This is a genomic window from Rhodococcus sp. IEGM 1379 (assembly GCF_030056815.1).
Lineage (GTDB): Bacteria > Actinomycetota > Actinomycetes > Mycobacteriales > Mycobacteriaceae > Rhodococcus_F.
On the sequence record NZ_JASHKR010000007.1, the window covers coordinates 52,984 to 79,455 of the forward strand.

At 61.2% G+C, this 26,472-nt stretch carries 28 protein-coding genes; 20 read left to right on the forward strand and 8 right to left on the reverse strand.

Annotation, left to right across the window (positions count from 1 at the left end; translation table 11 throughout):
* Positions 1-11: 11 nt before the first annotated feature.
* Positions 12-1,235: an RNA-guided endonuclease InsQ/TnpB family protein gene (locus QM600_RS06530; protein WP_283260652.1), complete on the reverse strand. Its 1,224-nt coding sequence runs from the start codon at positions 1,233-1,235 to the stop codon at positions 12-14.
* Positions 1,236-1,477: 242 nt separating this feature from the next.
* Here QM600_RS06530 and QM600_RS06535 point away from each other — a divergent pair, with 242 nt between their 5' ends.
* Together QM600_RS06535 and QM600_RS06540 are read left to right on the forward strand one after the other, a co-directional pair.
* Positions 1,478-2,668, forward strand: coding sequence for a pyridoxal phosphate-dependent aminotransferase (locus QM600_RS06535; RefSeq protein ID WP_283260654.1), 1,191 nt, complete (start codon positions 1,478-1,480; stop codon positions 2,666-2,668).
* On the forward strand, positions 2,665-3,675 hold the full coding sequence (locus QM600_RS06540) for an AraC family transcriptional regulator (RefSeq protein WP_283260655.1): 1,011 nt from the start codon (positions 2,665-2,667) through the stop codon (positions 3,673-3,675). Before QM600_RS06535 ends, QM600_RS06540 begins: the two co-directional genes overlap by 4 nt.
* On the opposite strand, the gene QM600_RS06545 is transcribed toward QM600_RS06540, so the two are convergent.
* Together QM600_RS06545 and QM600_RS06550 are read right to left on the reverse strand one after the other, a co-directional pair.
* The gene (locus tag QM600_RS06545; RefSeq protein ID WP_283260656.1) at positions 3,672-4,097 is read right to left on the reverse strand and encodes a VOC family protein; all 426 of its coding nucleotides are present in this window, start codon (positions 4,095-4,097) and stop codon (positions 3,672-3,674) included. The genes QM600_RS06540 and QM600_RS06545 overlap by 4 nt on opposite strands.
* Positions 4,098-4,209: 112 nt before the next feature.
* Positions 4,210-4,650, reverse strand: a complete 441-nt coding sequence (locus QM600_RS06550; RefSeq protein ID WP_283260657.1) for an Lrp/AsnC family transcriptional regulator — start codon at positions 4,648-4,650, stop codon at positions 4,210-4,212.
* A gap of 76 nt (positions 4,651-4,726) precedes the next feature.
* Here QM600_RS06550 and QM600_RS06555 point away from each other — a divergent pair, with 76 nt between their 5' ends.
* The 9 genes from QM600_RS06555 to QM600_RS06595 all read left to right on the forward strand — a co-directional run bounded on the left by QM600_RS06555 (position 4,727) and on the right by QM600_RS06595 (position 12,368).
* A complete protein-coding gene (locus QM600_RS06555; protein WP_283260658.1) occupies positions 4,727-5,479 on the forward strand; it encodes an AzlC family ABC transporter permease in 753 nt (250 codons plus the stop codon).
* Complete coding sequence (locus tag QM600_RS06560; protein WP_283260659.1) at positions 5,472-5,801, forward strand: branched-chain amino acid transporter permease; 330 nt, start codon at positions 5,472-5,474, stop codon at positions 5,799-5,801. The genes QM600_RS06555 and QM600_RS06560 overlap by 8 nt, the downstream gene beginning before the upstream one ends.
* Positions 5,802-5,940: 139 nt before the next feature.
* Positions 5,941-7,059 carry a Nickel transporter NicT gene (gene nicT / locus QM600_RS06565; protein WP_502942896.1) on the forward strand — a complete coding sequence of 373 codons (1,119 nt, stop codon included), beginning with the start codon at positions 5,941-5,943 and terminating at the stop codon, positions 7,057-7,059.
* A gap of 179 nt (positions 7,060-7,238) precedes the next feature.
* Entirely contained in the window at positions 7,239-7,379 is a 141-nt protein-coding gene (locus tag QM600_RS06570; protein ID WP_283260660.1) for a hypothetical protein, read from the forward strand.
* A 45-nt stretch (positions 7,380-7,424) separates the two neighbouring features.
* Complete coding sequence (locus QM600_RS06575) at positions 7,425-7,892, forward strand: VOC family protein (RefSeq protein WP_502942897.1); 468 nt, start codon at positions 7,425-7,427, stop codon at positions 7,890-7,892.
* An 83-nt stretch (positions 7,893-7,975) separates the two neighbouring features.
* Positions 7,976-8,608 carry an alpha-ketoglutarate-dependent dioxygenase AlkB gene (locus QM600_RS06580; RefSeq protein WP_283260661.1) on the forward strand — a complete coding sequence of 211 codons (633 nt, stop codon included), beginning with the start codon at positions 7,976-7,978 and terminating at the stop codon, positions 8,606-8,608.
* 229 nt (positions 8,609-8,837) lie between these two features.
* Positions 8,838-10,127, forward strand: coding sequence for an MFS transporter (locus tag QM600_RS06585; protein ID WP_283260662.1), 1,290 nt, complete (start codon positions 8,838-8,840; stop codon positions 10,125-10,127).
* A gap of 255 nt (positions 10,128-10,382) precedes the next feature.
* On the forward strand, positions 10,383-11,573 hold the full coding sequence (locus QM600_RS06590; protein ID WP_283260663.1) for a 4-hydroxybenzoate 3-monooxygenase: 1,191 nt from the start codon (positions 10,383-10,385) through the stop codon (positions 11,571-11,573).
* A gap of 42 nt (positions 11,574-11,615) precedes the next feature.
* Entirely contained in the window at positions 11,616-12,368 is a 753-nt protein-coding gene (locus QM600_RS06595; RefSeq protein ID WP_283260664.1) for an IclR family transcriptional regulator, read from the forward strand.
* 43 nt (positions 12,369-12,411) lie between these two features.
* Here QM600_RS06595 and QM600_RS06600 read toward each other — a convergent pair whose 3' ends face one another.
* Positions 12,412-13,059 (reverse strand): CoA transferase subunit B, encoded by a 648-nt coding sequence (locus tag QM600_RS06600; RefSeq protein ID WP_283260665.1) that lies wholly within the window; start codon positions 13,057-13,059, stop codon positions 12,412-12,414.
* Positions 13,056-13,802 carry a CoA transferase subunit A gene (locus tag QM600_RS06605; protein ID WP_283260758.1) on the reverse strand — a complete coding sequence of 249 codons (747 nt, stop codon included), beginning with the start codon at positions 13,800-13,802 and terminating at the stop codon, positions 13,056-13,058. The genes QM600_RS06600 and QM600_RS06605 overlap by 4 nt, the downstream gene beginning before the upstream one ends.
* Before the next feature lie 83 nt (positions 13,803-13,885).
* Between QM600_RS06605 and pcaH the strand changes: the two genes are divergently transcribed.
* The 6 genes from pcaH to QM600_RS06635 are packed head-to-tail and all read left to right on the forward strand — an operon-like array spanning position 13,886 to position 19,836.
* Entirely contained in the window at positions 13,886-14,605 is a 720-nt protein-coding gene (pcaH, locus tag QM600_RS06610) for a protocatechuate 3,4-dioxygenase subunit beta (RefSeq protein WP_094271333.1), read from the forward strand.
* A 10-nt stretch (positions 14,606-14,615) separates the two neighbouring features.
* Positions 14,616-15,266 carry a protocatechuate 3,4-dioxygenase subunit alpha gene (pcaG, locus tag QM600_RS06615; protein ID WP_283260759.1) on the forward strand — a complete coding sequence of 217 codons (651 nt, stop codon included), beginning with the start codon at positions 14,616-14,618 and terminating at the stop codon, positions 15,264-15,266.
* An 11-nt stretch (positions 15,267-15,277) separates the two neighbouring features.
* Positions 15,278-16,606 carry a 3-carboxy-cis,cis-muconate cycloisomerase gene (gene pcaB / locus QM600_RS06620; protein WP_283260666.1) on the forward strand — a complete coding sequence of 443 codons (1,329 nt, stop codon included), beginning with the start codon at positions 15,278-15,280 and terminating at the stop codon, positions 16,604-16,606.
* The gene (pcaDC, locus tag QM600_RS06625; protein WP_283260667.1) at positions 16,603-17,784 is read left to right on the forward strand and encodes a bifunctional 3-oxoadipate enol-lactonase/4-carboxymuconolactone decarboxylase PcaDC; all 1,182 of its coding nucleotides are present in this window, start codon (positions 16,603-16,605) and stop codon (positions 17,782-17,784) included. The genes pcaB and pcaDC overlap by 4 nt, the downstream gene beginning before the upstream one ends.
* Positions 17,781-18,599 (forward strand): IclR family transcriptional regulator domain-containing protein, encoded by an 819-nt coding sequence (locus QM600_RS06630; protein ID WP_283260668.1) that lies wholly within the window; start codon positions 17,781-17,783, stop codon positions 18,597-18,599. The genes pcaDC and QM600_RS06630 overlap by 4 nt, the downstream gene beginning before the upstream one ends.
* A 25-nt stretch (positions 18,600-18,624) precedes the next feature.
* A complete protein-coding gene (locus QM600_RS06635; protein ID WP_283260669.1) occupies positions 18,625-19,836 on the forward strand; it encodes an acetyl-CoA C-acetyltransferase in 1,212 nt (403 codons plus the stop codon).
* A 46-nt stretch (positions 19,837-19,882) separates the two neighbouring features.
* On the opposite strand, the gene QM600_RS06640 is transcribed toward QM600_RS06635, so the two are convergent.
* Positions 19,883-21,418 (reverse strand): class I adenylate-forming enzyme family protein, encoded by a 1,536-nt coding sequence (locus QM600_RS06640; RefSeq protein ID WP_283260670.1) that lies wholly within the window; start codon positions 21,416-21,418, stop codon positions 19,883-19,885.
* Positions 21,415-22,239, reverse strand: coding sequence for a crotonase/enoyl-CoA hydratase family protein (locus tag QM600_RS06645; RefSeq protein WP_283260671.1), 825 nt, complete (start codon positions 22,237-22,239; stop codon positions 21,415-21,417). The genes QM600_RS06640 and QM600_RS06645 overlap by 4 nt, the downstream gene beginning before the upstream one ends.
* 84 nt (positions 22,240-22,323) lie before the next feature.
* Between QM600_RS06645 and QM600_RS06650 the strand changes: the two genes are divergently transcribed.
* Positions 22,324-23,118, forward strand: a complete 795-nt coding sequence (locus QM600_RS06650; RefSeq protein ID WP_283260672.1) for a hypothetical protein — start codon at positions 22,324-22,326, stop codon at positions 23,116-23,118.
* 38 nt (positions 23,119-23,156) lie between these two features.
* On the opposite strand, the gene QM600_RS06655 is transcribed toward QM600_RS06650, so the two are convergent.
* Positions 23,157-23,849: an SDR family NAD(P)-dependent oxidoreductase gene (locus QM600_RS06655; protein ID WP_283260673.1), complete on the reverse strand. Its 693-nt coding sequence runs from the start codon at positions 23,847-23,849 to the stop codon at positions 23,157-23,159.
* A gap of 137 nt (positions 23,850-23,986) precedes the next feature.
* Here QM600_RS06655 and QM600_RS06660 point away from each other — a divergent pair, with 137 nt between their 5' ends.
* Both QM600_RS06660 and QM600_RS06665 read left to right on the forward strand, forming a co-directional pair.
* The gene (locus QM600_RS06660; protein WP_283260674.1) at positions 23,987-24,904 is read left to right on the forward strand and encodes a LysR family transcriptional regulator; all 918 of its coding nucleotides are present in this window, start codon (positions 23,987-23,989) and stop codon (positions 24,902-24,904) included.
* Between the two features lie 139 nt (positions 24,905-25,043).
* Complete coding sequence (locus tag QM600_RS06665; RefSeq protein ID WP_283260675.1) at positions 25,044-26,420, forward strand: MFS transporter; 1,377 nt, start codon at positions 25,044-25,046, stop codon at positions 26,418-26,420.
* Positions 26,421-26,472: the final 52 nt, after the last annotated feature.

Below are 26,472 nucleotides of genomic sequence, written 5' to 3' on the forward strand. Positions count from 1 at the left end.
TCCCCGACAGCTCACGCCACCGAGACGGTTGATGCGGCACGTTTCCGTGACTGACACACCCGATCCCCCAGAATGCCCCCGGGTTGATATTCGAGATTGAACCCACGATCACGAATATTGATCGCAGCATTGATATCCGCATGATGCTCGAAACCGCAGCCCTGACACCGGAAAACCGCTTGACTCTCGCGATTCTCCGGACAGATATGACCGCAGTTCGAGCACTCCTGCGACGTGTACGCGGCCGACACTGTCACGACCGACATCTTGTGGTCGAGACGCTGCGCGAACTTCCCCCAACAGGAAGCGAGGATCGCCCGGTTCAAACCGGACTTCGCCCGCCCACCATTGGGGAGGAAAGCTCCCGGGTTGTCGGGGTCCGGTTTCGGTTTCGCACGGCGGGTCATGTTTCGGATCGGCAGATTCTCGATCGTCGCCGCCGCGTAGGTGCTGGCAATGTCGGTGGTGGTCTGCTCGATCCAGTCGCTGCGTCGATCGGCCAGACGCAGTCGCATCCGCCCCAACTTCGCTTTCGTCCGTTCCCGGTTCGCCGAACCCTTCTGCTGACGGGACAAGCGGCGTTGCAAGGCCACGAACCGACCCTGCTCTCCGGCAGAGAATCCGGGAGCATGGAACATGCGGCCGTCACTCGTGGCGATCGAATTCGCCACGCCCCGATCGATCCCCACCACCACCGCTGTGGTGGACGTTTCCCGGCGAGGTGCGGGCGGCGTTGTCAGGCTCACCGTCCACCGACCGTTCGCCAGTGCGATCCGAGCCGACGTCGCCGCACGGATATCCGCCCAGGCGCGGGAAATGCGGAACCGCACCCACCCGGCCTTCGGGACAAGAATCTCGCCCCACTTCCGGTTGATGCGCCGCACCGCCAGATCACGCACCACGAATCCCTGCCGGGCACCGGACCGTTTCTTGAACGTCGGGTACCCGCTCCGGCGGGCGAAGAAGTTGGTGAACGCCCGATCGAGATCACGCAGGGTGCCTTGTTGCACGACGGTGGAACCGGCGCGGAGCCAGTCGAATTCAGCTCTGGCTTCGGTCAGGTCCCGCATCTGCGAGGCGACGGTGATCTTCTGCCGGAAATGGCGGCGCGAGGGGGTCCACCACGAACGCTGCTCCAACCCCAGGTTGTAGACGTAGCGGGCGTGATCGCAGTGCATGGTCAGCGCATCGAGCTGCGCACCCTCGGCGGGGTAGACGCGCTGCACGATGCTCATACCCGAGAGACTCCCACACCCCTACGACACACTCGGCGCACTCCGACAACAGGCTCTCGCTAACCCCGCCCTCACAGACGAGGCTTGCGCTCGGCACTCAGGTCATCACAAACCTCGATGTGTCCTCGGCCGCCGTAATTCGACGCCGTCTACAGAGTTGGACGAGGAAGCGGCTCTAAACGTGACAGAGCAGCCCCCGGCGGCGATGTGTAGATGCAACTCTGGCCGACTAAGCTGCAGGGATGCCTTCGACGCCCCGCAACCGCACTGTCTCGCGTCTGCAACCGTTCGCGTCCACGATCTTCGCTGAGATGACGGCGCTGGCGACTCTTCACGACGCCGTCAACCTGGGTCAAGGATTTCCCGATACCGATGGCCCCGCTGCGATGCTCGAGGTAGCCAGGCGGGCAATCGCCGAAGGCGTCAATCAGTATCCACCCGGCCCGGGTATGCCGGTCCTGCGCCAGGCAATCGCTGCCGACAGACTTGCTCGTTGCGGCCAGGGCTTCGACCCCGATTCCGAAGTGCTGGTCACGGTGGGTGCCACCGAAGCAATCAGTGCGGCAATCCTGGGGCTGGTCGAACCGGGAGAAGAAGTAGTTCTCATCGAGCCGTACTACGACTCGTATGCCGCATCGGTGGCACTGGCCGGCGCGGTTCGGCGCACTGTTCCGCTGGTCGCGTCGGGTGACAAGTTTGTGGTCGACCTCGATGCGGTCAAGGCAGCGATCACCCCGAACACGAAGATGCTGGTAGTCAACAGCCCACACAACCCCACGGGAACTGTATTCACCGAGGCAGAACTGCGGGCAATCGCTGAGATTGCGTGCGAACGCGATCTGATCGTGTTGAGCGACGAGGTATACGAGCATCTGGTGTTCGACGATCTCACGCATACCCCGATGGCGTCGTTGCCCGGAATGCGGGAACGCACGGTCACAGTGTCCAGCGCTGCAAAGACTTTCAACGTCACCGGCTGGAAGACGGGATGGGCGATGGGCCCACGCGAGCTCATCGACGGAGTGCGCGCGGCCAAGCAGTTCATGTCGTTTGTTGCGGGCGCTCCGTTCCAGCCTGCGGTGGCCTACGCATTGACCAACGAACAACAGTGGGTCGCAGACCTCCGAACAAGCCTGCAATCCAAGCGTGACGTGCTCGGCGACGCCCTTTCCGACGCGGGATTCACCGTGCATTCCGGCGGCGGCACCTACTTCCTCCTCGCGGACATTCGCCCCCTGGGTGAAACCGATGCCGGAGAATTCTGCCGTGCTCTTCCGGAACGCATCGGAGTCGCTGCCGTCCCGGTCGACGTGTTTGCCGACAACCGTGATAACTGGAAACACCTGGTGCGGTTCGCGTTCTGCAAGCAAGACCACATTCTCTCCGAAGCTGCACGCCGCCTCCATCTGCTGCAGGGAGCCGCTCACCCATGAGCGCCCGGACCATCCCCACAGCATTTGTCCAGCGCTACCTCATGTTCTCGCCCGACAACAACATCGATCTGTCAAATGCGTTGCGGGCGGCCGGGATTGACCTCGCTACACTGTCCGATCCGCGGGCACGCCTGACCCCCGCCCAGGTGACAATCTTCGTTCAAACCACCTGGCAGCTCACCGACGACGAATTGTTCGGCCTCGGCGGCGCTCCGGTTCCGCGAGGAACATTTCGGCTGATCTGCCTGACATTGATTCACTGCCGTGATCTCGGTACCGCCTTCGCCCGGATGGCTGACGTGATCCGGGCATTGCCCGGCCTGGCACCATTGTCGATCGAGACAGGCGAGGACAGCACCCGCATCAGTTTTTCCGTCCAACCAAGGGCTGAAATTTCCGAACCTGATGTGGCAGAACGTGTTACAACCGATTTTGTCCTCATCCTGCTTCACCGTTTTGCGGCCTGGCTGATCGGCAAACGCGTCCGACTTCGTGCCGTCGAATTTCCTTACTCAGCCCCGGACGCCCGGTTGGCTCAGGACTACGACTACATCTTCGGTGCGCCCGTCACGTTCGGTGCATCGTGCGCCGCTTTGGAATTCGACAACTCCGCTATGCGGGCACCGATAATCCAGACTGAGGAATCCCTCGAAGAGTACCTACGCGAATCTCCGATTCAGCTGATGTCTGAGCGCGACTACGACAGCACAGCATCAGCACAAGTGCGTCGAGTCATCGAACTCGGCGTGAAGGGTCGCACCTCGACGGCAGACGAGATTGCCGAGATGCTCTCGATCAGCGTGCCTCACCTGCGACGGTTGCTTCGCCGCGAAGGTACGTCACTGAATCAACTACGCGAAGAAGTGCTCCGAGATGTTGCTATCGCCGGACTGGGACGCGGTGAGTCAGTCGAATTACTGTCCTCCCGCCTCGGATTTTCCGAACCCAGTGCCTTCCGCCGCGCTTTCAAGCGGTGGACCGGCAATACTCCCAGCTCCTACCGCTAGCTGACGCAGAACTCGTTGCCTTCCGGGTCTGACATGGTGATCCACACACTGGGGCCTTGACGTCCACGGTGCAGAACCTTCGCGCCGACTGTTTCCAACTGGGCGGCCACCTCCTCGCGGTTGTCCCCCACCCGGATGTCGAAATGAAGGCGGTTCTTCACGGTCTTTGATTCCGGCACGAGTTGGAAGAGAACCCGCGGCCGTTCCGGATGCTCAGGATCGCTGATGGCCGCGCCTTCTCTCCAGACGAGCACGCCCTCGAACATCGTAGTGTCGGATTCCTGAGCGTGACCCGCTGCAACGAGGCCTCTGATGAAGCCCTCATCGCTCGGCTCAACTGCCCATCCGAGTGCACTGGCCCACCATTTAGCCTGCTCATGCGGGTGTGCAGAATCTACTGTGACTTGAAATTCGTATCCCATGTTCTGACGTTAACGCTGCCCACCGACAATCGTGTCCCTGCCAGAGCGAACGCCACGTTCAGTCGATCTGAGACGACGAAAGTGCCGTTCGCACCGAAAAGGGGCTTGAGCGTCAGTCCACACTCTTGATCGTCTTCATCGTGATGAGCGAGGTCACCCTCGACACCGCAGGCAGGCCGCTGAGTTTGGTGGCCAGGAATTGTTCGTACGTCGCAAGATCCTTGACTGCGACGCGGATGAAGTAGTCGGGGATCCCGAAGAGTCGTCGACATTCGATCACCTCGTCGAATGCTGCAACACGCGATTCGAAGTCCTCGATGGTGGCCTGGTCGTTGACGCTGATCTCCGCGGTCACGATCACTTGGAACCCTCGGTCGAGGGCTTCCGGGCTCACCACGGCCCGGTAGCCGGTGATGATTCCGTCCGCCTCGAGTTTCTTGACCCGACGCAGGCACGGCGAAGGCGTCAGCCCCACCAGATCTGCCAATTCGGTGTTGGTCAGACTGGAGTCCTGACGGAGGTGGAATAAAATTGCGTCATCCATGGCATCCATGCAGATATTATTGCGCAGAATTCGAAATATGCGCATTCTGTGCAATCGTAAACCTCGCATTTTGTACTACATTTTCATGGTGATCGAATCATCAACATCGGCGGACACAACTGCCGTCGATGCCCACACTCAGAGCCCGGCGTGGCGACGCGCCTTTCAGCTGTCACTGCCAGTCGGCATCGGCCTGTTGCCGCTCGGCATTGCCCTCGGCATACTTGTCGTGCAGCAAGGCCTGAACCCTTGGTGGGCAATGGTTTTCACCTCGTTAATCTACGCTGGATCACTCGAGTTCATTGCGGTCGGCATGGTTGCCGCGATGACCCCACTGCCGTACATCGCGCTGACGGCATTGCTGGTCAACTTTCGACATATCTTCTACGCGTTGAGCTTTCCGCTGAACAAGGTGCAGAATCCCCTCGCGCGCTTCTATAGCATGTTCGCCCTCACCGATGAGGCCTACGCAATGTCGGTCACCACCGACCCGAAAGCGCTGTCGGGCCGCGTCATCGTCTTCTCACAACTCTTCCTGCACAGCTACTGGGTTGGTGGCGCAATCCTCGGAGCTACGGCCGGGCAGTGGATTCCCGATTCCCTTGTCGGCCTGGACTTTGCGCTCACAGCGCTGTTCGTTGTCTTGTCGATCGAGGCAATGCGCGCCCAGAGTGGATTCGTAATTCCCACGGCAGCAGTAACCTGTGCCCTGTTGGCTCGTCTGATCGCACCCGAACACGTCCTGCCGATCGCAATGGGCGGGTTTGTTGCGTTCCTGATCGTCCGTTACGTCGTCAACCAGCGAACAATCCAGCAAAAGGCGCGCACCGATGCCTGACACCACGTACATCTTCGGCGCTGTCGCCACGATGGCGATCGTCACATTCGCTTTGCGCGCCATACCATTTGCAGTGTTGAAGCCCCTCCGTTCGTCGGCGCTCGTTGCCTACCTCGGCATCTACATGCCAGCAGGAATCATGCTGATTCTGGTGATGTACTCGCTGAAAAATGTCTCGGTCACCGGCCCGTCGCACGGGATACCGGAGCTGGTTGCCGTCGCGGTCACCGCCGGAATCCACTTGTGGCGCAAGAATGCGGTCCTGAGCATCGTCGTCGGCACCGCCCTGTACGTGGGCATGGTCAATACCGTTTTTGCGTGACTCATTGCCCATCCGGAAGCGCAGCGCCTTTACCTCCGGATGGGCAATTTGTAACCTAGATACCCTTATCTGAACAGCTGAACACTTATACGATTTTAGTGGTGCAAGCCGACTCACAATACGAAATCGGTGGTGCTCGATGACGACGAACACGACAGGATCAAGAATCATCGGCGCGTGGCGGAGCTTGGACCGCCCCCAGCGTCGCAGCATCATCGGAATGACTGTCACAGTAGTGGCGCTCAACGCCCTCGGTTGGGGCGTCCTCCTCGGACTGGTGGTTCCGGGTCACCACACAATCGAAGGCAGCGTTTTCGGCATCGGACTCGGTGTCACTGCCTACACACTCGGAATGCGGCATGCATTCGACGCCGACCATATTGCGGCCATAGACAACACCACACGCAAACTTGTGGCCGACGGCAAAAAACCTATGTCCGTAGGGTTTTGGTTCTCACTCGGGCATTCAACGATCGTCTTCGTTCTCGTAGCCCTGCTTGCGCTGGGCGTCCGCCAGTTGGCGTCGAGCCTCTCAGACGACAACTCCGACCTCGCAAAGTGGACCGGCCTCTTCGGAACGACTATTTCCGGGACTTTCCTCATCCTGATCGGCGTCCTGAATCTTGTGTCTCTCATCGGGATTCACCGCGTCTACACCAAATACACGGCGGGAAATTTCGACGAGGAACAACTCGAGAAGGAGTTGGACAACCGCGGAGCCCTGAACAAGATTCTGGGACCGGTCATGAAAATGGTGCGCAAACCCTGGCACATGTACCCCGTCGGGTTACTCTTCGGCTTGGGCTTCGACACCGTCACCGAAGTCGGCCTCCTGGTGATAGCCGGCGGCGCCGCCGTGACAGGGTTGCCCTGGTACTCGATCATGGTCCTGCCAATTCTCTTCTGCGCAGGCATGGCTCTGTTCGACTCGATCGACGGATCGTTCATGAACTTCGCCTACGGCTGGGCCTTTGCGCAGCCGGTCCGAAAGATCTACTACAACATGGTGATCACCGGCTTGTCCGTCGCAGTCGCTCTGCTCATCGGAACACAGGAGATCATCTCGATCTTCACCGAGAAACTCGATATCGATACCGGGATTCTGGGTGCCATCGGGAACCTCGATTTGGGTGCGATGGGTTTCGTCATCGTCGGGTTGTTCGTCGTCACCTGGCTCGTAGCCGTCGCGGTGTGGAAGTTTGGCCGTATCGAGGAGCGTTGGCAAGCGCAATCTGCGGCGGCAGCTGAATCTGCGTAGGTTTCGCCGCCGAACTTCGTGGGTACAGTCCGAGAGCGGCCGCAATTTCGGAGCGAGGGGTCTGCCGCAGAAGGTCTGCCGCCCGGCTGTCACTCGCCGGGAGGTGGACCGGCCTCCAAGTCGCCGATCGAAACTTTGACCGCCGTCCGCATTGTCGGAAAAGCGCGTATGGTCCGGTCATGGGCCGACTTACCGAACTACTCAAGTCCGTGAAAGCACTCGGATCACGCAAAGACACCGCCGCCAAGCAGGAAAAACGCGCACTTGATCGCTGGGAAAACGAAGGCGGCCCCGTCGCGGAGAATCCACGACAACGCTGATTCCGGGCGAGTGCCAGCGCGCCTGAACCGAGCAACCAAACCAGAATGGACCGTAGCGAACCGGAGGAGAACATCATGACGGTCCACCGGATGGATCACGCCGGCATTGTGGTCGAGGATCTCGCGGCTGCTATCGCGTTCTTTGTCGAACTGGGCCTGGAACTGGAGGGCGAAGCAACAGTCGGTGGCCAATGGGCCGACGACCTCCTCGGACTGGACGGCGTCCGAGCAGACATCGCCGTCGTACGGACTCCGGACGGCCAGGGCCGGGTAGAACTCTCGACGTTCCACTCGCCGACGGCCACCAACACCGCACCGAAGGCACCGGTGAACACCCCAGGCATCCCACGACTGACGTTTGTCGTCGACGATGTTGACGACGTCCTCAACCGCCTGCGCGCCCATGGCGCCGAACTCGTGGGCACGGTAGCTCAATACAAAGACGCCTGTCGGTACTGCTATGTCCGCGGCCCCGACGGCGTCATCATCGGACTGGTCGAGGAACTCCACTAAACGACACCTCGAGACTCTCCCCTGGCAGACCTGGACACCAAATTCATCGAATATGTGTTCGATAACGGGCGTACGGTGGACCCATGACCGCCATGATGCAACCGTCACTCTTCGACAACGGTGACCTCGGCGTCTCGCTAGCCGATCTGGACCACACCATGCAGCGACGCCGCCTCACGGCAGGCGCCTGGGTCGACCACCGGCCGGCCTGGCTGACCGGGTCGGCGACAGTGTTCGACAACCTCGAGAAATCTGTACCCTGGCGTGCCGAACGACGCCAGATGTACGACCGCGTCGTCGATGTCCCTCGTCTGGTGTGTTTCTACAACAAGAACGAACCTCTGCCGGATCCCCTACTCACCGAGGCGAAAAGCGCATTGAGCCGGCATTACCGAGACGAACTCGGCGAACCGTTCACGACCTCAGGATTGTGTTTCTACCGCGACGGCTCCGACAGCGTCGCCTGGCACGGCGATGACACCGGACGCAGTCGCACAGAGGACACGATGGTGGCCATCCTGTCGCTCGGCGCTGCCCGCCCGCTCCTGCTTCGTCCACGCGGCGGTGGAGAATCGATCCGATTCAACCTCGGACATGGCGATCTTCTGGTCATGGGCGGTTCATGCCAACGAACTTGGGAGCACTGCGTACCCAAGAGCGCCCGCGCACTCGGCCCCAGAATCAGCGTTCAGTTCCGCACGCGCGGAGTTAGATAACGGCACTGTCCAGATAGACGCGGTCAGTCACAGGAGGCCGCCCGCCAGACGCGGGCGGCGGCCACGTATGCACTTTGCACCTCCAGCCCCCTTAAGAAACTGACCGGTTTCCCTGCATATGGGCGGTTTGACATTCGTATGTGAGCCACCCAACAATCATGCAAGAACATAATGAACACGTGTCCGTCATGCGAACACTCGCTCTTCCGTCTACATCCTGGAGAAAGCAATGAGCACCATCGAACGACCCGCGACACGCGTTCGCGCCGCGATGTGGGTCGCCCCACTGTGTTGGATCGCCGTCCTCCTCGACGGATTCGATCTCGTGGTCCTGGGTGCTGTCATCCCCTCACTGCGCGAGTACGGCGACTGGAATCTGAGCACAAGCGCGATCACGATCATCTCGACGTTCGGCCTCGTCGGTATGACGATCGGTGCACTGGCCATCGGCACCCTCACCGACATCATCGGTCGACGCAAGGCACTGATCTATTCGGTCGCGGCCTTCTCGCTGCTCACTCTGCTGTGTGCCGTTGCCCCCAACCCGTTCATCTTCGGAGTGCTCCGCTTCCTCGCCGGCGTCGGCCTAGGTGGCGCACTGCCCACCGCGCTGGTACTGGTGAACGAGTTCTCGAAGAAGCAGGGCGGCGGCTCCGCCTCCACGATGCTGATGACCGGTTACCACGTCGGCGCCGTCGCCACCGCAGCCCTGGCTCTCGTGCTGATCGACCCGTTCGGCTGGCACTCGATGTTCGTCGTCGGCGCAGCACCCGCACTGATTCTGATTCCGCTCATGATCAAGTACCTGCCGGAGTCGCCGGCTTACCTGCTCGCCCACGGCCGTCGTGACGAGGCCGAGAGCATTGCCACGCAGTACGGGCTAGTGCTCGAGGCTGCACCGTCCGCCGATGCACCCGCAGCCACTGCGACGAATCCGGTGAAGATGCTCTTCTCACCGAAGTTCCTGCGGAACAGCATCGCTATCTGGGTCACTTCGTTCATGGGTCTGCTGCTCGTCTACGGCCTCAACACCTGGCTACCGACGATCATGCGTGAGGCCGGTTACGAACTCGGCGCAGCTCTGACGTTCCTGCTGATCCTCAATGCCGGCGCCGTCGTCGGACTGCTCGTCGCGGGCCGCATCGCTGACAAGGTCGGCCCCCGCACAGCCGCCATCGTGTGGTTCACCGGTGCAGCCATCTTCCTCGCATTGCTCAGCGTCAAGGCAGGGGGCGCCATCTACGTCATGGTGTTCCTGGCAGGCTGCTTCGTCTTCAGCGCCCAGGTGCTCGTGTACGCCTTCACCAGCGCCAACCACCCCGCGAACATTCGCGCGACGGCCCTGGGCTGGTCGGCCGGCGTCGGACGTCTCGGCGCAATCTGCGGCCCGATCCTCGGCGGCGCACTGCTCGGCGCCGGATACGCAGTGCCGTGGGGCTTCTACGCCTTTGCACTGGTCGGCCTGATCGGTCTGGTTGCAATCTCCTCGACCCGCAACATCGGTACTGACAGCCCCTGACGTTCATCGGTAGGCAAGTGTCGGTAGACGAGACATTCTCGTCTACCGACTTTTCTTGTATCCGAACGAGATTTAACCTCGAGTGCGAGTTTCACCTCGGGTAAGCACTGCATAGTTCGAAACGCCGGGGACGATTTCGCGGGTGCGAAAAAGCAAACTTTCACTCAGTGAAATTAGTACTAGCTAGGCGATGAGGTGAGAGGCGAAGGTAGTGGCATCGTCTCACCAATCCTCAGCACAACCAGGAGTTTTCACATGGCCACCACGCGCACCCAGGTCGGAATCATCGGAGGTGGCCCGGCCGGCCTCATGCTCTCGCACCTATTGCATCTGCAGGGCATTGATTCCGTGGTACTCGAATCCCGCACCCGCGCGGAGGTGGAAGGCACTATCCGTGCCGGCGTACTCGAGCAGAACACGGTCGATCTCATGGTGGACACCGGTCTCGGGGACCGACTGAAGCGAGAAGGGTTGGAGCATCACGGAATCGAATTGCGTTTCGGTGGTCGTGGACATCGCATCGCGTTCGACGAGTTGACAGATGGTCGCGCGGTCACGGTCTACCCCCAGCATGAGGTGCTCAAGGATCTGATCGAACGTCGCCTCGCGGATGGCGGCGACATTCGCTTCGGTGTCTCCGGAGCCCTCGTCCATGACCACGAATCAGATACCCCGAGTATCACTTTCGTCGATTCCGACGGAAACGAGCAGAAACTCGATTGCGCTCTTGTCGCCGGTTGCGACGGTTCCCGCACCGAAACACGCAAACTCATCCCCGAATCCACGGTACGGACCGATCATTTCCGCCAGTACCCATTCGCCTGGTTCGGGATCCTCGCGGAAGCACCGCCCTCATCGGACGAACTGATCTATGCCAATCATGAGCGCGGTTTCGCACTGATCAGCACTCGCACTCCCGACGTTCAGCGCCACTACCTTCAGGTCGACCCCAACGATTCCGTCGACAACTGGTCCGACGATCGAATCTGGGACGAACTGCATCAGCGTGTCGACGGTGAAGGCGCAGAGATCAAGGACGGCGAGATCTTTCAGAAGTCGATCCTTCAGTTCCGCAGTTTCGTCTGCGAGCCGATGCAGCACGGCAATCTGTTCCTCGCGGGCGACGCCGCACACACCGTGCCGCCGACCGGCGCGAAGGGCATGAACCTTGCCATCGCAGACGTCTTCGTGCTCTCGAAGGCAATGAAGCACTTCTTCGCGAACTCGGACCGAAAGCTGTTGGAGGCCTACACCTCGACGGTCCTTCCTCGAATCTGGCGAACGCAGCACTTCTCCTGGTGGATGTCGTCGATGCTTCATCGCCTGCCGGAAGAATCAGGTTTCGGCCACCGCCGCCAGTTGGCTGAACTCGACATGGTGACCCGTTCTGTCGCGGGCCGCACACTGATTGCCGAGAACTACGTCGGCACCCCGTTGATCTTCTAGAACTGATTGGGGCGGTCGTCGACTGTCAGTCACAATGAATGGGTGACAGCCGACGACCGTTCTCTCATCGGCCGTGCATTTACTGTGCTCGGCGCATTCGACGCGACCTCGCACCGGTTGAGTCAATCCGAGATCAGCCGGCGTACCGGCCTGCCGCTACCGACTGTTCACCGGTTGTGTGGGCAACTGATCGCCCATCGCGCACTCGAGCGAATGGATGACGGTAAGTACGAAATCGGTGTGCGTCTATGGGAACTCGGAGCACTGGCGCCGGGCGCTCACGGTTTGCGGCAAGTGGCGTTGCCCTTCCTCGAAGACCTCTACGAAGCCACTCACGAGAATGTGCAATTGGTAGTTCGCGAGGGCGTCGAGGCCTTGTATCTCGAGCGTTTGTCGGCACACTCTGCCGTCTCGGTGATCGGCAGAGCAGGCGGGAGATTGCCCCTCCACGCGTCCAGCGGAGGATTAATTCTCCTTGCCCACGGCGGTACCGAACTACTCGAGCAGATACTCGCGCGCGGGTTGGACTCGTTTACACCCCACACCATTACCTCCGAACGCATCCTGCGCGCCAAACTCGACGACATCCGCCGCACCGGCTTTGTCACGTGCCGTGAGTATTTGAACGCCGGAACACTCGCCTTGGCCGCACCGATCCGAAAAGGTCGAGGGTCCGTCGTCGCGGCCGTGTCGATTGTGGTTCCGGTAGAGCATGATCCGGCTCCACTGGTCCCGGCATTGATTGCTGCGGCACGCGGAATCTCACGAAGAATCGATCTGGCATCCCTCGACTGATCGGCGCGGGAAACTAGCCGAACCCGCGCCGGATCAACCTCTGTCAGAGAATCAGTTTCGCACCGGTCGCAGCAACTACGTCGTCGACGCTCACACCCGGCGCCGTTTCGACCAGAGCCAGACCGTCGGCAGTCACGTCGATGACGGCCATATCGGTGATGATCCGCTGCACACACCCTTTGCCGGTCAACGGCAGTGAGCACTCTTCGACAATCTTGTGCTCACCCTTCTTGGATACGTGTTCCATCATGACAATGACGCGTTTTGCACCGTGGACAAGATCCATCGCGCCGCCCATCCCCTTGACCATGTGGCCGGGAATCATCCAGTTCGCGAGGTCACCAGTTGCGCTGACCTGCATGGCGCCGAGCACAGCAACGTCCACCTGACCGCCGCGGATCATGCCGAACGAGGCCGAGGAGTCAAAGAACGATGCACCGGGGAGAACCGTGATGGTTTCCTTGCCCGCGTTGATCAGTTCCGGATCGAGTTCGTCCTCGGTCGGGTATGGGCCGACACCCAAAACGCCGTTTTCCGAATGCAATACGACGGTGATGTCAGTCGGAAGATAGTTCGGAACCAGTGTCGGCATGCCGATACCCAGGTTCACGTACTGACCGTCACCGAGTTCGCGCGCTACTCGCGCAGCCATCTCTTCGCGGGTGAGTTTGGTGGGTGTCCCTGCGGTCATGTTCGTACCGTCCGATTCTCGATGCCGACGCTCACGGGGCCGACGTGGACCACTCGCTGAACATGGATGCCGGGGGTGTGGATTTCGGCGGGGTCGAGTTCGCCCGGCTCCACGAGGTGCTCTACCTGAGCGATGGTGATCCGACCGGAAGTTGCCGCCGCCGGATTGAAGTTCTGAGTACTTGCGCGATAGACGAGGTTGCCGTGCCGGTCACCTTTCCAGGCGTGAACGAGCGCGTAGTCGGCGACAATGCCGCGTTCCATCACGTAGGTGACGCCGTCGAACTCACGAGTCTCCTTGGGCGGGCTGGCAACTGCGATGCCTCCGCTACCGTCGTAGCGCAAGGGCAAGCCGCCGTCGGCAACCTGAGTACCGACACCAGCCGGGGTGAAGAACGCGGGGATACCGGCACCGCCGGCGCGCATGCGCTCGGCCAGTGTGCCCTGCGGCGTCAGTTCGACTTCCAGTTCACCGCCGAGGTACTGGCGGGCGAACTCCTTGTTGGAGCCGACGTACGAGCTGACTGTCCGGCGAATTCGCCCGTGCTCGAGAAGCACACCAAGCCCGAAGCCGTCGGTGCCGCAGTTGTTGCTCACCGTTTCCAGTGAGGTTGCGCCCTGCGCGAGAAGCGCATTGATGAGGATTTCCGGTACTCCGACGAGCCCGAATCCTCCGACAGCAATAGTGACGCCGTCCGGCACGTCCGCGACGGCCTCGGCTGCAGTGGGAATGACTTTGTCCATCATGTTGATGACAGTAGCGCGAAGTGTGCGTATTGTGAACCCTAGTACGTATTGCGAACACATACCGAACGACGAGGTTCCCTATGCTGCATCTACCGCCGAGGTACCAGCGGCCGACTGGCGTCAATGCCCCGGCCGATTTCGCGGACTACAAGACCACCTCCCTGCGTCACCCCAAGCAGCCGCTGAAGCTGCTCCCCCAGCGCCTCACCGAATTGACCGGGCCGGTATTCGGCGAGGACCGCGTCGGTGCGGGAGAAAACGACCTGACCATCGCCAACGGCGGCGAAGCACAGGGCCAGCGCATCGTGGTTCACGGCCGTGTTCTCGACGGTGACGGCAAGCCCGTCCCCCACACACTGCTCGAGGTGTGGCAGGCCAACGCCGGTGGACGCTACCGCCACACCGGCGACAACTGGCCCGCTCCGCTCGACCCGTTCTTCAACGGTCTCGGTCGCTGCGTGACTGATGCCAACGGGCACTACTCGTTCACGACCGTCAAGCCCGGCGCCTACCCGTGGATGAACCACGACAACGCCTGGCGTCCAGCACACATCCACTTCTCGTTGTTCGGCACCGCCTTTACCCAGCGCCTCGTGACGCAGATGTACTTCCCGGACGACCCGATGTTCTTCCAGGACCCGATCTACAACGCGGTTCCCGAAGAGGCACGCCACCGCATGGTCAGCGTCTTCGACTACGACGCCACCGTCCCCAACTGGGCTCTGGGCTTCCGCTTCGACATCGTCCTACGCGGCCGCAATGCATCCGTATTCGAGAACGAGGAAGACCACGATGACTGAGAAGGCCGCGATGACCGAGAAGGCCGCGATGACCGAGAAGCCGGCACCCATCTACCCCGTTATACCCGGTGATTTCACCACGGTTCCCTTCGGCTTGACCCCCTCGCAAACCGTCGGGCCGTACTGGCATATCGGCCTTCCCTGGACGGATGGTCCCGACGCGACTCCTGACGATGCTCCCGACAGAATCACATTGGCCATCACCGTGATCGACGGCAACCGCTCGCCGGTAGCCGACGCGATGATCGAAACGTGGCAGGCAGATGCTCTCGGCCGCTTCAACCATCCCGATGACCCGCGTGGCGCAGTCGAGCTCACTCCGCCAGGCTTCCGTGGATTTGCCCGTAGCGCAGCCGATTCCACCGGAACGGCCTTGGTCTACACCGTCAAGCCCGGCCCACTACCCACCGAATCCGAGGTGGACGAAGCTCCGCACGTCAACGTCTCGGTATTCGCCCGCGGCATGCTCGACCGCCTTGTCACTCGGCTGTATTTCCCCGAGGACACCGACGCGCATGCGATTGATCCTGTGTTGAATTCACTGACCGAAGCCGAACGCGCAAAGTTGGTTGCCACCAAGGTCGACGGTGGGTACTCCTGGACGGTCTATGTTCAGGATGCCAACGCAGACGGTGTCGAAACGCCGTTCTTCGAACTGTAAGAGGAGTACACATGCCCACCCGCGGCGACTTGTTCGATCCGGTGTTCGGAGCCATCCAGGTGGCCGAGCACCTGTCCGACCAGGCATGGGTCACCGCCTTGCTCGACGTGGAGGCTGCACTGAGTTGCGCAGCCGCCACGCTCGGGTTGGCCGACGGTGAGCACTGTGCTGCCGTAGCTTCGGCTGCTGCGGAGTTGTCACAGCCAGGCGGCCTCGACATCGCGGCGTTGGGGCGTGCCTCTGCTGCCGGCGGAAATCCCGTTATTCCGCTGGTGAAGATTCTGCGGGAGAGAGCTGCGCAAGCCGGGGTCCCCGGCAAGGTTGTGCATCCAGGCGCTACCAGCCAGGACATCATGGACAGCGCGCTGATGTTGTTGGCACGACGGGCCGGTTCTGTCGTGCTCGCAGATCTGACCCGGGCCGCCGACGCCGCAGCACATCTCGCCCAGGCTTACCGATCCACGCCGATGGTGGCGAGAACCCTGGGACAACAGGCACTTCCGACTACCTTCGGCTTGCTCGCAACAAGTTGGTTCACTGCACTCGACTCTGCGGCTGTCCGACTAGACGCCGTATTGTCGGCACTTCCCGTTCAATTCGGTGGCGCGGCAGGCACACTCGCCGCGTCGTATCCGGACGGTCTCACCCTGGCCGACGCGTTTGCCGACGAACTCGGGCTGGCCCGGCAGGTTGTGCCGTGGCATACCGATCGCGTGACCATCGCCGAGTTGGCAACTGCCCTGGGTATTGTGGCCGGCGCAGTATCCAAGCCCGCTATCGACATCACCACGATGGCCTCCACCGAGTTGTCCGAAGTAGCCGAAAATGCTCCCGGCGGCTCGTCTGCCATGCCGCACAAGCAGAATCCCGTTGCCGCCATCACCGCGCGCGCCGCAGCGAGACGCGTTCCCGCATTGGTCGCCACCGCCCTGTCCAATATGGACCATGAGTTCGCGCGGGCCGCTGGTCCCTGGCATGCCGAGTGGGAGACAGTCACCGATCTCCTCCGACTGGCCGGCGGTGCAGCGCACCAACTGTCAGTCAGTCTCACCGGCCTGCAAGTGCATCCCGATGCAATGGCACGCAACCTCGACATCACCGACGGTTTGATCCTGGCGGAGCGTGTCACCAAAGCACTCTCGGCGCACACCGATCGCGCACGTGACATCGTCACGGCTGCAGCCGCTTCCGGCACTCGTCTGGATCAGTATCCGGCAATCACCGAACATCTGAACGTCGCAGAGCTTTCCGAACTTCTTGATCCAGCACACTATCTAGGCCACGCCACCGATCTGGTCGACAGAGCGCTGGCGGGGCGTCCCACAGGAGAATCACGATGAGCGTCGCCCTCAACTTTCAGCAGTACGGCAATCCGGCAACTCCCGCAGTGGTCTTCCTCGGATCGCTCGGTTCCGATCTCTCCATGTGGCAGTCGCAGATTCATGCACTGTCGAATCGGTTCCGGGTCATTGCGGTCGACCATCGTGGCCACGGCCAGTCGCCGGTGCCGGCCGGTCCGTACACCGTCGCGGATCTCGGTGGAGACGTCATCACGCTGCTCAATTACCTCGAACTCGAGTCGGCACATCTGGTGGGACTCTCCCTCGGCGGCGCCGTCAGCCAATGGGTTGCCGCGCACCACCCCACTCGCGTCGACACCCTGACCTTGCTCTGCACCTCGTCGCAGTTCGCCCCCGCCCAGCCGTGGATCGATCGCGCCGAGGCCGTGCGTACCGACGGGATTGCGTCAATCGCGGAGGCCGTGGTGGGACGCTGGTTCACCGCCGGGCTTGCCGAGCATGATCCCGAGTTGGTCGCCCGCCATATTGCGATGGTCAAGGCAACCCCCGACGAGGGTTACGCCGCCTGCTGCGAAGCACTCTCGGTCTGGGACGGTCGCGCCGACCTCGCCCGCATCGTAGCTCCGACGCTCCTCATCGCCGGAGAGCAGGACGTGCCCACTCCCCCGGCCACTGTGGCGGCAATTGCCGACGGTATAGCCGATTCCGTCATGCACGTCGTCAACCCCGGCGCACACCTCGCCAATGTCGAGCAGGCCGGACGCGTCACCAAACTCATTGCTGCACATATTGCTTCGAATACACCGGCTGTAGCTCAGCGCAACGCAGCCATCGAGGCCGGAATGAGCGTCCGTCGTCAGGTCCTCGGTGATGCCCACGTCGAACGGTCCATCGCCGGGTCCACCGAGTTCACCACACCGTTCCAGGACTTCATCACCCGCACAGCGTGGGGTGACATCTGGTCGCGCCCCGGCCTCGATCACCACACCCGCCGACTGCTGACATTGGCGATCCTCACCGCTGTCGGCAACGAGCACGAACTCGACATGCACATCCGTGCCGCGCTGCGCGCCGGAACGGATCCCGACGAACTCGTGGAAGTATTTCTCCATACCGCGGTCTACGCGGGCGTGCCGAACAGCAATCAGGCTTTTGCGCTGGGAAAGCAGGCCCTCGCCGATCTCACGCCGAAGCCCGAGGAGAACACCACATCATGAGCGAGAACGAGCAGTCACCGGGACCGTCACCCGACTACGTCCAGTCGCTGGCCCGCGGACTGTCCGTCATCAAGGCGTTCGACGCCGAGCATCCGCGTCAAACGCTCAGTGATGTTGCCCGGCACACCGATCTCACACGTGCGACTGCGCGTCGGTTCCTGCTCACTCTCGTCGAACTCGAGTACGTGCGTACGGATGGTTCGGTGTTCTGGCTGACACCGCGCGTTCTCGAACTCGGCTACAGCTACCTGTCGAGTTTGTCCCTGCCCGAAATCGCGGGCCCACATCTGGAAGCGTTGTCTGCCAAGGTCCGTGAATCGACCTCCGTGTCCATCCTCGACGGCGACGACGTCGTGTACGTGGCTCGTGTTCCGGTCAGTCGCATCATGACAGTCTCGATCACCATCGGCACTCGCTTCCCGGCCTACGCAACATCCATGGGCCGGGTACTGCTCGCCGGGCTATCCGACGCCGCACTCGATGCGTACCTGACTCGGGTTTCCTTTACACAGCTCACCGGCAAGACAGTCTCTACTGCTGTAGACCTACGCGCCGAACTCCAGAAGATTCGTGCCGACGGCTTCGCCGTAGTCGACCAGGAACTCGAAGAAGGCTTGCGTTCGCTCGCCGCTCCCATTCGAGACACAACCGGCGATGTGGTTGCGGCAGTGAATATCTCGACCCAGGCCGCCCGATACTCCGCCGAGGCCGTTCTCACCGAATTGGTTCCGGCAGCCATCGCGACGGCGGATGCCATTTCCATCGACCTCGGCCGCACCCAGACCTCGAACAATCACTCGACCGCGACTCGCTGATCGAGACATACCGCAAGGAACAATCGTGCCTGACGTTGTTATCTGTGAACCCCTCCGCACACCGGTAGGCCGTTTCGGCGGTGTCTTCCGTGATATCGCCCCGGAAGACCTCGCCTCCACCCTGATCGCCGAACTCGTCTCGCGCACCGGAATTTCCGGCGCAGACGTCGACGACGTCATCCTCGGACAAGCCTCCCCCGGAGGCGAGGCCCCCGCGATCGGACGCATCGCCGCACTCAACTCCGGACTCGGAATCGACGTTCCGGGGATGCAGGTGGATCGGCGCTGCGGCTCCGGTCTGCAGGCAATTATCCAGGCCGTCATGCAGGTTCAGTCCGGCGGCAGCGATCTCGTTCTCGCCGGCGGCGCCGAATCGATGAGCCAGGCCGAGTTCTACGCCACCGGAATGCGTTGGGGCGTCAAGGGAGAAGCCGTTGCGCTCAGCGACCGGTTGGCCCGCGCCCGCGTCACTGCCGGCGGCCGCGACTTCCCTATTCCCGGTGGCATGATCGAAACGGCCGAGAACCTGCGCGCCAAGTTCGCCATCAGCCGTGAGGATCAGGATGCACTGGCAGTGCAGTCTCATCAGCGCGCCGTCGCCGCACAGAAGAACGGCATCTTTGCCGAAGAAATCGTTCCGGTCTCCGTTCCACAGCGCAAGGGCGACGCCCTCCTCGTCGACACCGATGAGCACCCGCGTGCTGATACGTCGATGGAATCGCTTGCCCGCCTTCGTCCCATGCGCGGCAAGATCGATCCCGATGCCACTGTCACGGCCGGAAATGCCAGTGGCCAGAACGACGGCGCGGCATTGGCCATCGTCACCACCGTGGAGAAGGCACGTGCACTCGGCCTGCGCCCCCTTGCCCGCCTGGCCAGTTGGAGCGTCGCCGGTGTTCCTCCCCGCACCATGGGAATCGGCCCGGTCCCAGCCTCGGAGAAAGCACTAGGTCGTCTCGGACTGACATTGGCCGATATGGACGTCATCGAACTCAACGAAGCCTTTGCTGCACAGGCACTTGCAGTTCTCCGCACCTGGAAACTCGAAGCCAACGATCCCCGGATCAACCCCAACGGTTCCGGCATCTCGCTCGGGCATCCCGTCGGCGCAACCGGTGGACGAATCCTGGCGACCTTGCTACGCGAAATGGATCGGCGCGAAGCGCGGTACGGCCTCGAGACCATGTGCATCGGCGGCGGCCAGGGACTGGCTGCAGTGTTCGAACGCCTCACCTGACAAACCGAGGAGAGCCGCCACCGAACCTGCAACGGCTCTCCACAGGTCATGAGTCGCGGAGACTGTCCCGCAGCGCTTTTCGGTTCAGCTTGCCCACTGCTGTTTTCGGAACCGAGGCGGCAAAAACTACCCGTCGCGGCTTCTTGTACGACGCCAGACGCTCCCCGACATGAGCTACCAATTCCGCATGCAGTGCGTCATCCCCAGTCACCCCTTCCTTCAGGACCACCACAGCCGTCACTGCTTCCACCCATTTCGCATCTGCGGTACCGACCACCACTACCTCGCGCACCGCCGGATGCGTCAGCAACGCGTCTTCGACCTCACGCGGGTAAACGTTGTAACCACCACTGATGATCATGTCCGAAGCTCGGTCCTTGAGAAACAGGAAACCTTCGGCGTCGAATTCTCCGATGTCGCGGGTGTGCACCCAGCCGTCTTCGGTGAACGTCTCGGCATTGAGCTCGGGAGCATTGAAATAACCGGAAATCGCTGACGTCGAACGGATGACGATTTCACCCGGTTCCCCTTGCGGCACTTCGTTACCCTCGGAATCAAGCAGCCTGATCTCGACGTCGACGGCTGGTTGTCCGCAGGAGAGCAACCGTTCCGGGGTGTGATCTTCGGGTCGCAGAACAGCAATACACAGCGGCGCTTCGGTCTGCCCGTAGTACTGCAGGAACCGATGTTGCCCCCAAACTTCCATCGCACGTTCAATGGTGGCGAGCGGCATCGGGGAAGCCCCGTAAATTACCGACTTCAGACTGGAGATATCCGCCGTCGCGAAGTCCGGCCGTTCGACGAGCATCTGGATCATTGTGGGTACCAGATTGATTGCGGTCGCGCGATGCTCGACAATCGAAGTCAGGAACGTCGACGGATCGAATCCCGGAAGGATCACAGTCTTACCGCCGCGCAGCCAGAACGGAAGAACGAAGACGCCACTGGCGTGAATCAGTGACGCTGCATGCAGCATCGTGTCGTCCTGTGCTGCAGGCAGAAGATTGAGCAACACGTTTCGGCAGATTCCGGCGTAACTACTCTGCGTGTGCTGCGCGGCCTTGAGCGTTCCCGTGGTCCCGGAGGTGAAGAGAGTAAGAATCACATCATCGGCAGCCACTTCGATATCCGGAATGGTCGAGGGCAGACGTCGAGCCTGATCTAGTAGAGAATCCATTCCCCCACTCGATGTTTCGAGTCCGATGAACATCCGGCCGGGGAAACGGTCCGCGAGTTCTGATGCCCGGTCTGCGAGGTCGGGGCCGAACACGATATGGGAACTGTCGGTGTCGTCGAGCATCCTCGCGTGCTCGTCGAACGAGAGCCTCGAGTTCAAGGGAACGCGATTGATTCCGGCCTTCACACACGCAAAATCCGTAGGCACGCTGGAAAGAGAGTTGTTGACCAACAGTGCAACTCGCGAACCACGTCCAACGCCCAGCCCAATCAGCGCGTGCGCCAACCGACTACTGAGTTCATCCACTTCGGTGAAGGTCATCGACTGATCGCCGAACACGACTGCCGTGCGTGGTCCGTGCTGACGGGCGCCTCGGACGATCAAATCTCGGGTGATGGGCATCATGTGGCGTTCTCCTCGTTCGGATCGTTGTTGTCGAAGCGGCCGTGGCGTCCGGCACCGGCAGCAAATTCAGCGGCGCCGCGTGCGCCTTCGGCAGTGACGATCGGATTGCCGGCAACACCTTCAGCCCGAAGTGCTTCCACCAGGGGAAGATCGAAGGATCGATAGGCCGACTCGCGGTCAGCCAGCATGCAGAGCTGAGGAAATGCCGTCAACTGACGCGCGAGTTCCTGTGCCGCAGCCAAGGACTCACCAACCGGAACAACACGATTCACGAGTCCGAAGGACTGCGCTTCCCGCGCATCAACCGGGCGGCCGGTCAAGATCATGTCGAGTGCGCGGCCTTGCCCGACGATCCGGGGCAGTCGCACCGTCCCACCATCGATCAGTGGTACTCCCCAACGTCGGCAGAAAACTCCGAAAACCGAGTCTTCCTCGCACACTCGTAGATCTGCGAGCAATGACAGTTCCAATCCCCCGGCCACCGCATACCCACTTACAGCCGCGATCAACGGCTTGGACAGCGCCAATCTGGTAGGGCCCATCGGCCCGGTGCCGCCGCCCTCGGGGTGCAGTTCATGCACGCGTGCCGGATCTGAGACAGAAGTCAAATCTGCTCCGGCGCAAAATGTTCCACCCGATCCCCAGAGTATCGCGACTCGCTGGGCGTCATCGACCTCGAACTCGAGGAATGCATCTCGCAGTTGCGCTGCCATCGGCCCGTCCACCGCATTCTTGCGATCCGGACGGTTCATGACGATGGTGGTGACGCCGTTGTCTCGCTCGACGTAGACATCTCTGCCCGGCTGATCGGAGTCAGTCACGATACTTCCTCACTTCTCACGGTTAAGGTTTCCCAGTACCCACCATGCCACTTGTAACAAGATATGTCAGGAGTTGTCGAAAAGTTGTTACAAATTGATCGAGTGCTGTCCGCCGGCCGAATTGTCCTGGATCTGGCGACGGCAAGCCCGGAGACCGAATTCAGCACGACAATGTTGACCCGAGCGGGCGAATTGATCGGCGTCACCGCGTCGAGCGTCCGAGTCGCGGCGGGACGCCTGTGCAAAGAAGGAAAGCTACGTCGTACAGCCCGCGGAACCTACACCCTCAACCCTGAGGGATTTCCGACCTACGGCGAGGTAGAAGGCTGGCGTACGCGCATGGATCGACTCCGGACCTGGGATGGGTCATGGATCGCTGTCGAACAATCAGCATTGAAGCGAAGCGACCGTACCGCTACTCGTCGACACGACCAAGCACTCCGCCTGGCGGGCTACGCAGAATGGACACCGACGCTGTCGGTACGTCCGAACAATCTCGACGGCGGCGTCGACAACGCTCGATCGGCACTGCACCGACTCGGCGCGGCACCGGAGTCCATGGTCATACGCGTCGACTCCTTGACACCCGAAGACGATTCAATCGTGCGCGGGTTGTGGGATTCCGACACCTTGCTCGCCGAGATCGCCGATGCCCGCGAAGCACTCACCCGCGCGGAAGTACGCAGATCTTCGGTCAGCCGCGAGGAAGCTGCTCGCGAATCACTGGTCCTCGGTAGCGCCGTGATCGCGGTGATCATCCGAAATCCGCTGCTACCTGAAGAACTCGAACCCCAGCAACCACTGAGGATCCTGATCGCTCACATGCTGGAGTATCAGGTCGCCTCACGCGATTTATGGCGGTCATTGCTTCAATTTTGATCGACAGAAGGATCCATCCGATCATTCAAGGTCACCCACTAGTACGTTGCACGACCTCCACTGGCGTCGTAGACCGCACCGGTCGAGTAGCTCACGGCATTCGAGGACAGCCATCCGATCAGTTCGGCGATTTCATCCGACTTTCCCATCCGTGCCATCGGGGTAAGACTCTGCGAGCGGGCAAGAATTGCCGGGTCCGTGCCGGCATTCATCGGACTTTCGACCGCGGCTGGAGCAACGGCGTTCACGAGGACACCGCTGGTGGCGATTTCCTTGCCCAACGACTTCGTCAGGGCAATGACAGCAGCTTTCGATGCCGAATACGCGCTCTGATTCGGGTTTCCGTCCTTGGCCGCAATGCTCGCGAGGTTCACCACACGACCCCAACCGGACTTGACCATGCCTGGCACAAATGCGCGGCACATGAGGAACGTCCCGTCGACGTTGATCCGGAAGGTCCGCTGCCAATCTGCGAGCGAGACGTCCGTCAGTGGCGCCGACGGACCCACGATGCCGGCGCTGTTGATCAAGATATCGATCTTGCCGATTCGCGCGCACAAGTCTTCGACTGCGGCAGCGTCGGTCACGTCGACTCGCTCATCGGCACCCCCGGAAATATCTGCAGTTATTGTTCGAACACCCCTCTGCATCAATAACTTTGAACATGCCTCACCAATTCCACTTGCCCCACCGGTAATCAGTGCCGTGGCACCTTCTGGATAGCCCTGCATCAACATCACTCCTGGAGTTCATGTGCATCTCAGACTTAATTTAAGTTGAGAATGAATATAATTCGCGCCATACTGTGTACGATTTCTGAATATATGACGTGTCGTACGACCGTCAAATTCCCCGGAGGAAAACACTGATGGAAACTCGCTGGTTGCATGCATTCGTCGCAGTCGCAGAAGAGCTTCATTTCGGCCGAGCAGCGTCACGACTCCAAATGGCACAGTCTCCACTCAGTCAGATGATCCGCAAGCTCGAAAAGAACATAGGCGTGCCACTGTTCGAGCGCAGCACCCGGAGCGTTGCACTCACCTCCGGCGGACATGCTTTTCTTCCCCACGCGTACCGCGTACTCGAAAGCATGGAGACCGCGCGGCACGCGACTCGCGCGTCGGCCGGAGGCATATACGGCCGAGTGACGATCGGGTTCACCGGCGTCCTGAATCATCAGGCACTTCCACCGTTGACCCGAGCATTGCGTCAGCGCTATCCGGAGATCGAACTGACGCTCCTGGGCCGCATCATGACCCGCGACGCCGTCACACAACTCGAAAGCGGCGCGCTCGACCTGGCGTTCGTGGGTTTACCCGTCGGAGCGGCACCCCTCTCCACTCGGTTGATCCGCCGTGAACCATTCGGAGCCGTGCTGCCGATCGACCATCGCCTTGCCACGGAAACCGAGATCGATCTACGCGACCTGTCCGACGACGGATTTGTCACCACTCCGCTGTCCGCCGGGTCGGCCCTGCAGGAGACGGCAATGCGGGCATGCATGAACGCCAGCTTTCGTCCGCGGGTCGTTCAGGAGATTACGGATCCGTACATGATCCTGATGCTCGTAGCCGCCGGTGTCGGCGTCGCACTGATGCCTTCGGGGATGGCCAGCATTACCCCTCCGGGGAGCACGTTCATTCCGCTCACCGGAGACCCGACCTACATGAATCACGGAATTGCCTGGTCACCGCGACGCATGACCGACGCCCTTGCCGTCGCCCTCGATATCTCGGAAGAAATACTTCCAACCCCTGCCATTGAGACAAATACCGTCATTATCTGAGACGTATTTAGTGTTGGACGTGCCATAGTTACTCATGGCATGGTCGTCCCTGCCGCCGAAAGGTGAGAGACGTCACCGATGCTTGGCGCATCACGAAGCGTGTCACCGAACTCGGCGAATCGGGACGAAAGGAATACTCATGGCGCCTCCGCCTCCATCCGCTGCCTCTGCCGCCGTGGCCGCCGAACATCCGAACGCGAATGCCCGTCGAGCCGCTGTATCCGGCTTCCTCGGCAGCACGCTCGAGTACTACGACTTCTTCATCTACGGCTCTGCCGCAGCGCTCGTGTTTCCCAAGATCTTCTTCCCCGGCGGGGGATCCACCGCGACGCTGCTCTCCATCAGCACGCTCGGTGTCGCTTACATCGCCCGCCCGCTCGGTGCGGTTCTGTGGGGCCACCTCGGTGACCGATACGGACGCAAGAACGCCCTGCTTGCCTGCTTGCTCCTCATGGGCGTCTCCACGGTCATCGTCGGCTGCCTGCCGACCTACGATCAGATCGGCATCGCCGCTCCGATCATCCTGGTACTGCTGCGGCTGCTTCAGGGACTTTCGGCAGGTGGTGAATCTCCCGGTTCGTCGGCCCTGACGCTCGAACATGCACCGGATCATCGCCGTTCGTTCTTCACCGCATTCACCATGAGCGGCATCATGTTCGGCATCGTCATCTCGAGCCTGGTGTTCATCCCGGTAGCGAAGCTGCCGGACGAGGACCTCTACTCGTGGGGCTGGCGAGTGCCCTTCCTGCTCAGCATCGTCGTGACCGTCGTCGCGCTGTGGCTGCGTCGTCAACTCGACGAACCCGAGGTCTTCGAAGAGCTCAAGGAGAACGACGACACCGCCGGGATTCCCGTTGTCGAGATGTTCCGTTCGCACTGGCGCACCGTGCTCCGCATCAGCATGTGTTCCACATTCGCGATGATCAACACCATCGTCAACGTCTTTGCACTGGCATACGCCGTACAGGTTGTCGGCATGGAGCGCTCGACCATGCTGTGGGCAATCGCAACCGCCAACTTCGTGGCAGTGCTGACCCAGCCGTTGTTCGGAATCCTTGCCGACAGAGTCGGCCGAAAGCCCGTCTTCGTAGTCGGTGCCATCGGCGCCGGCGGCATGGTATTCGCATTCTTCCATGCAATCGGAACCGGCAGCACGCCATTGATATTCGCATCAGGCATCGTGATGATCGGAATCTTCTATGCTATGCCGAACGGCGTCTACCCGGCATACTTCCCCGAACAATTCCCGGCCAAAGTCCGCTATACGGGCATGGCTGTGAGCCTCATGCTCGGGCTCCTGGTAGCCGGCTTCACCCCGGCAATCGCTCAGGCGATCTCCGCCGGAAACAAGGCCAACTGGACGCCTGTCGCCTGGATGTGTCTCGGTTTCGCACTCCTGTCCGCCATTGCCGCGATGACCGGACCGGAGACGTACCGCACACCCACGTCAGAACTCGGCGAACCGAAATCGTCTCTCACAAAGCAGAGCCCAGAGCTCATCCGTAACAACGCTTGACCGGACCGGCCCCTCGCTGTTGTGCCGCGAGGGGCCGTACCCACTTATGCAG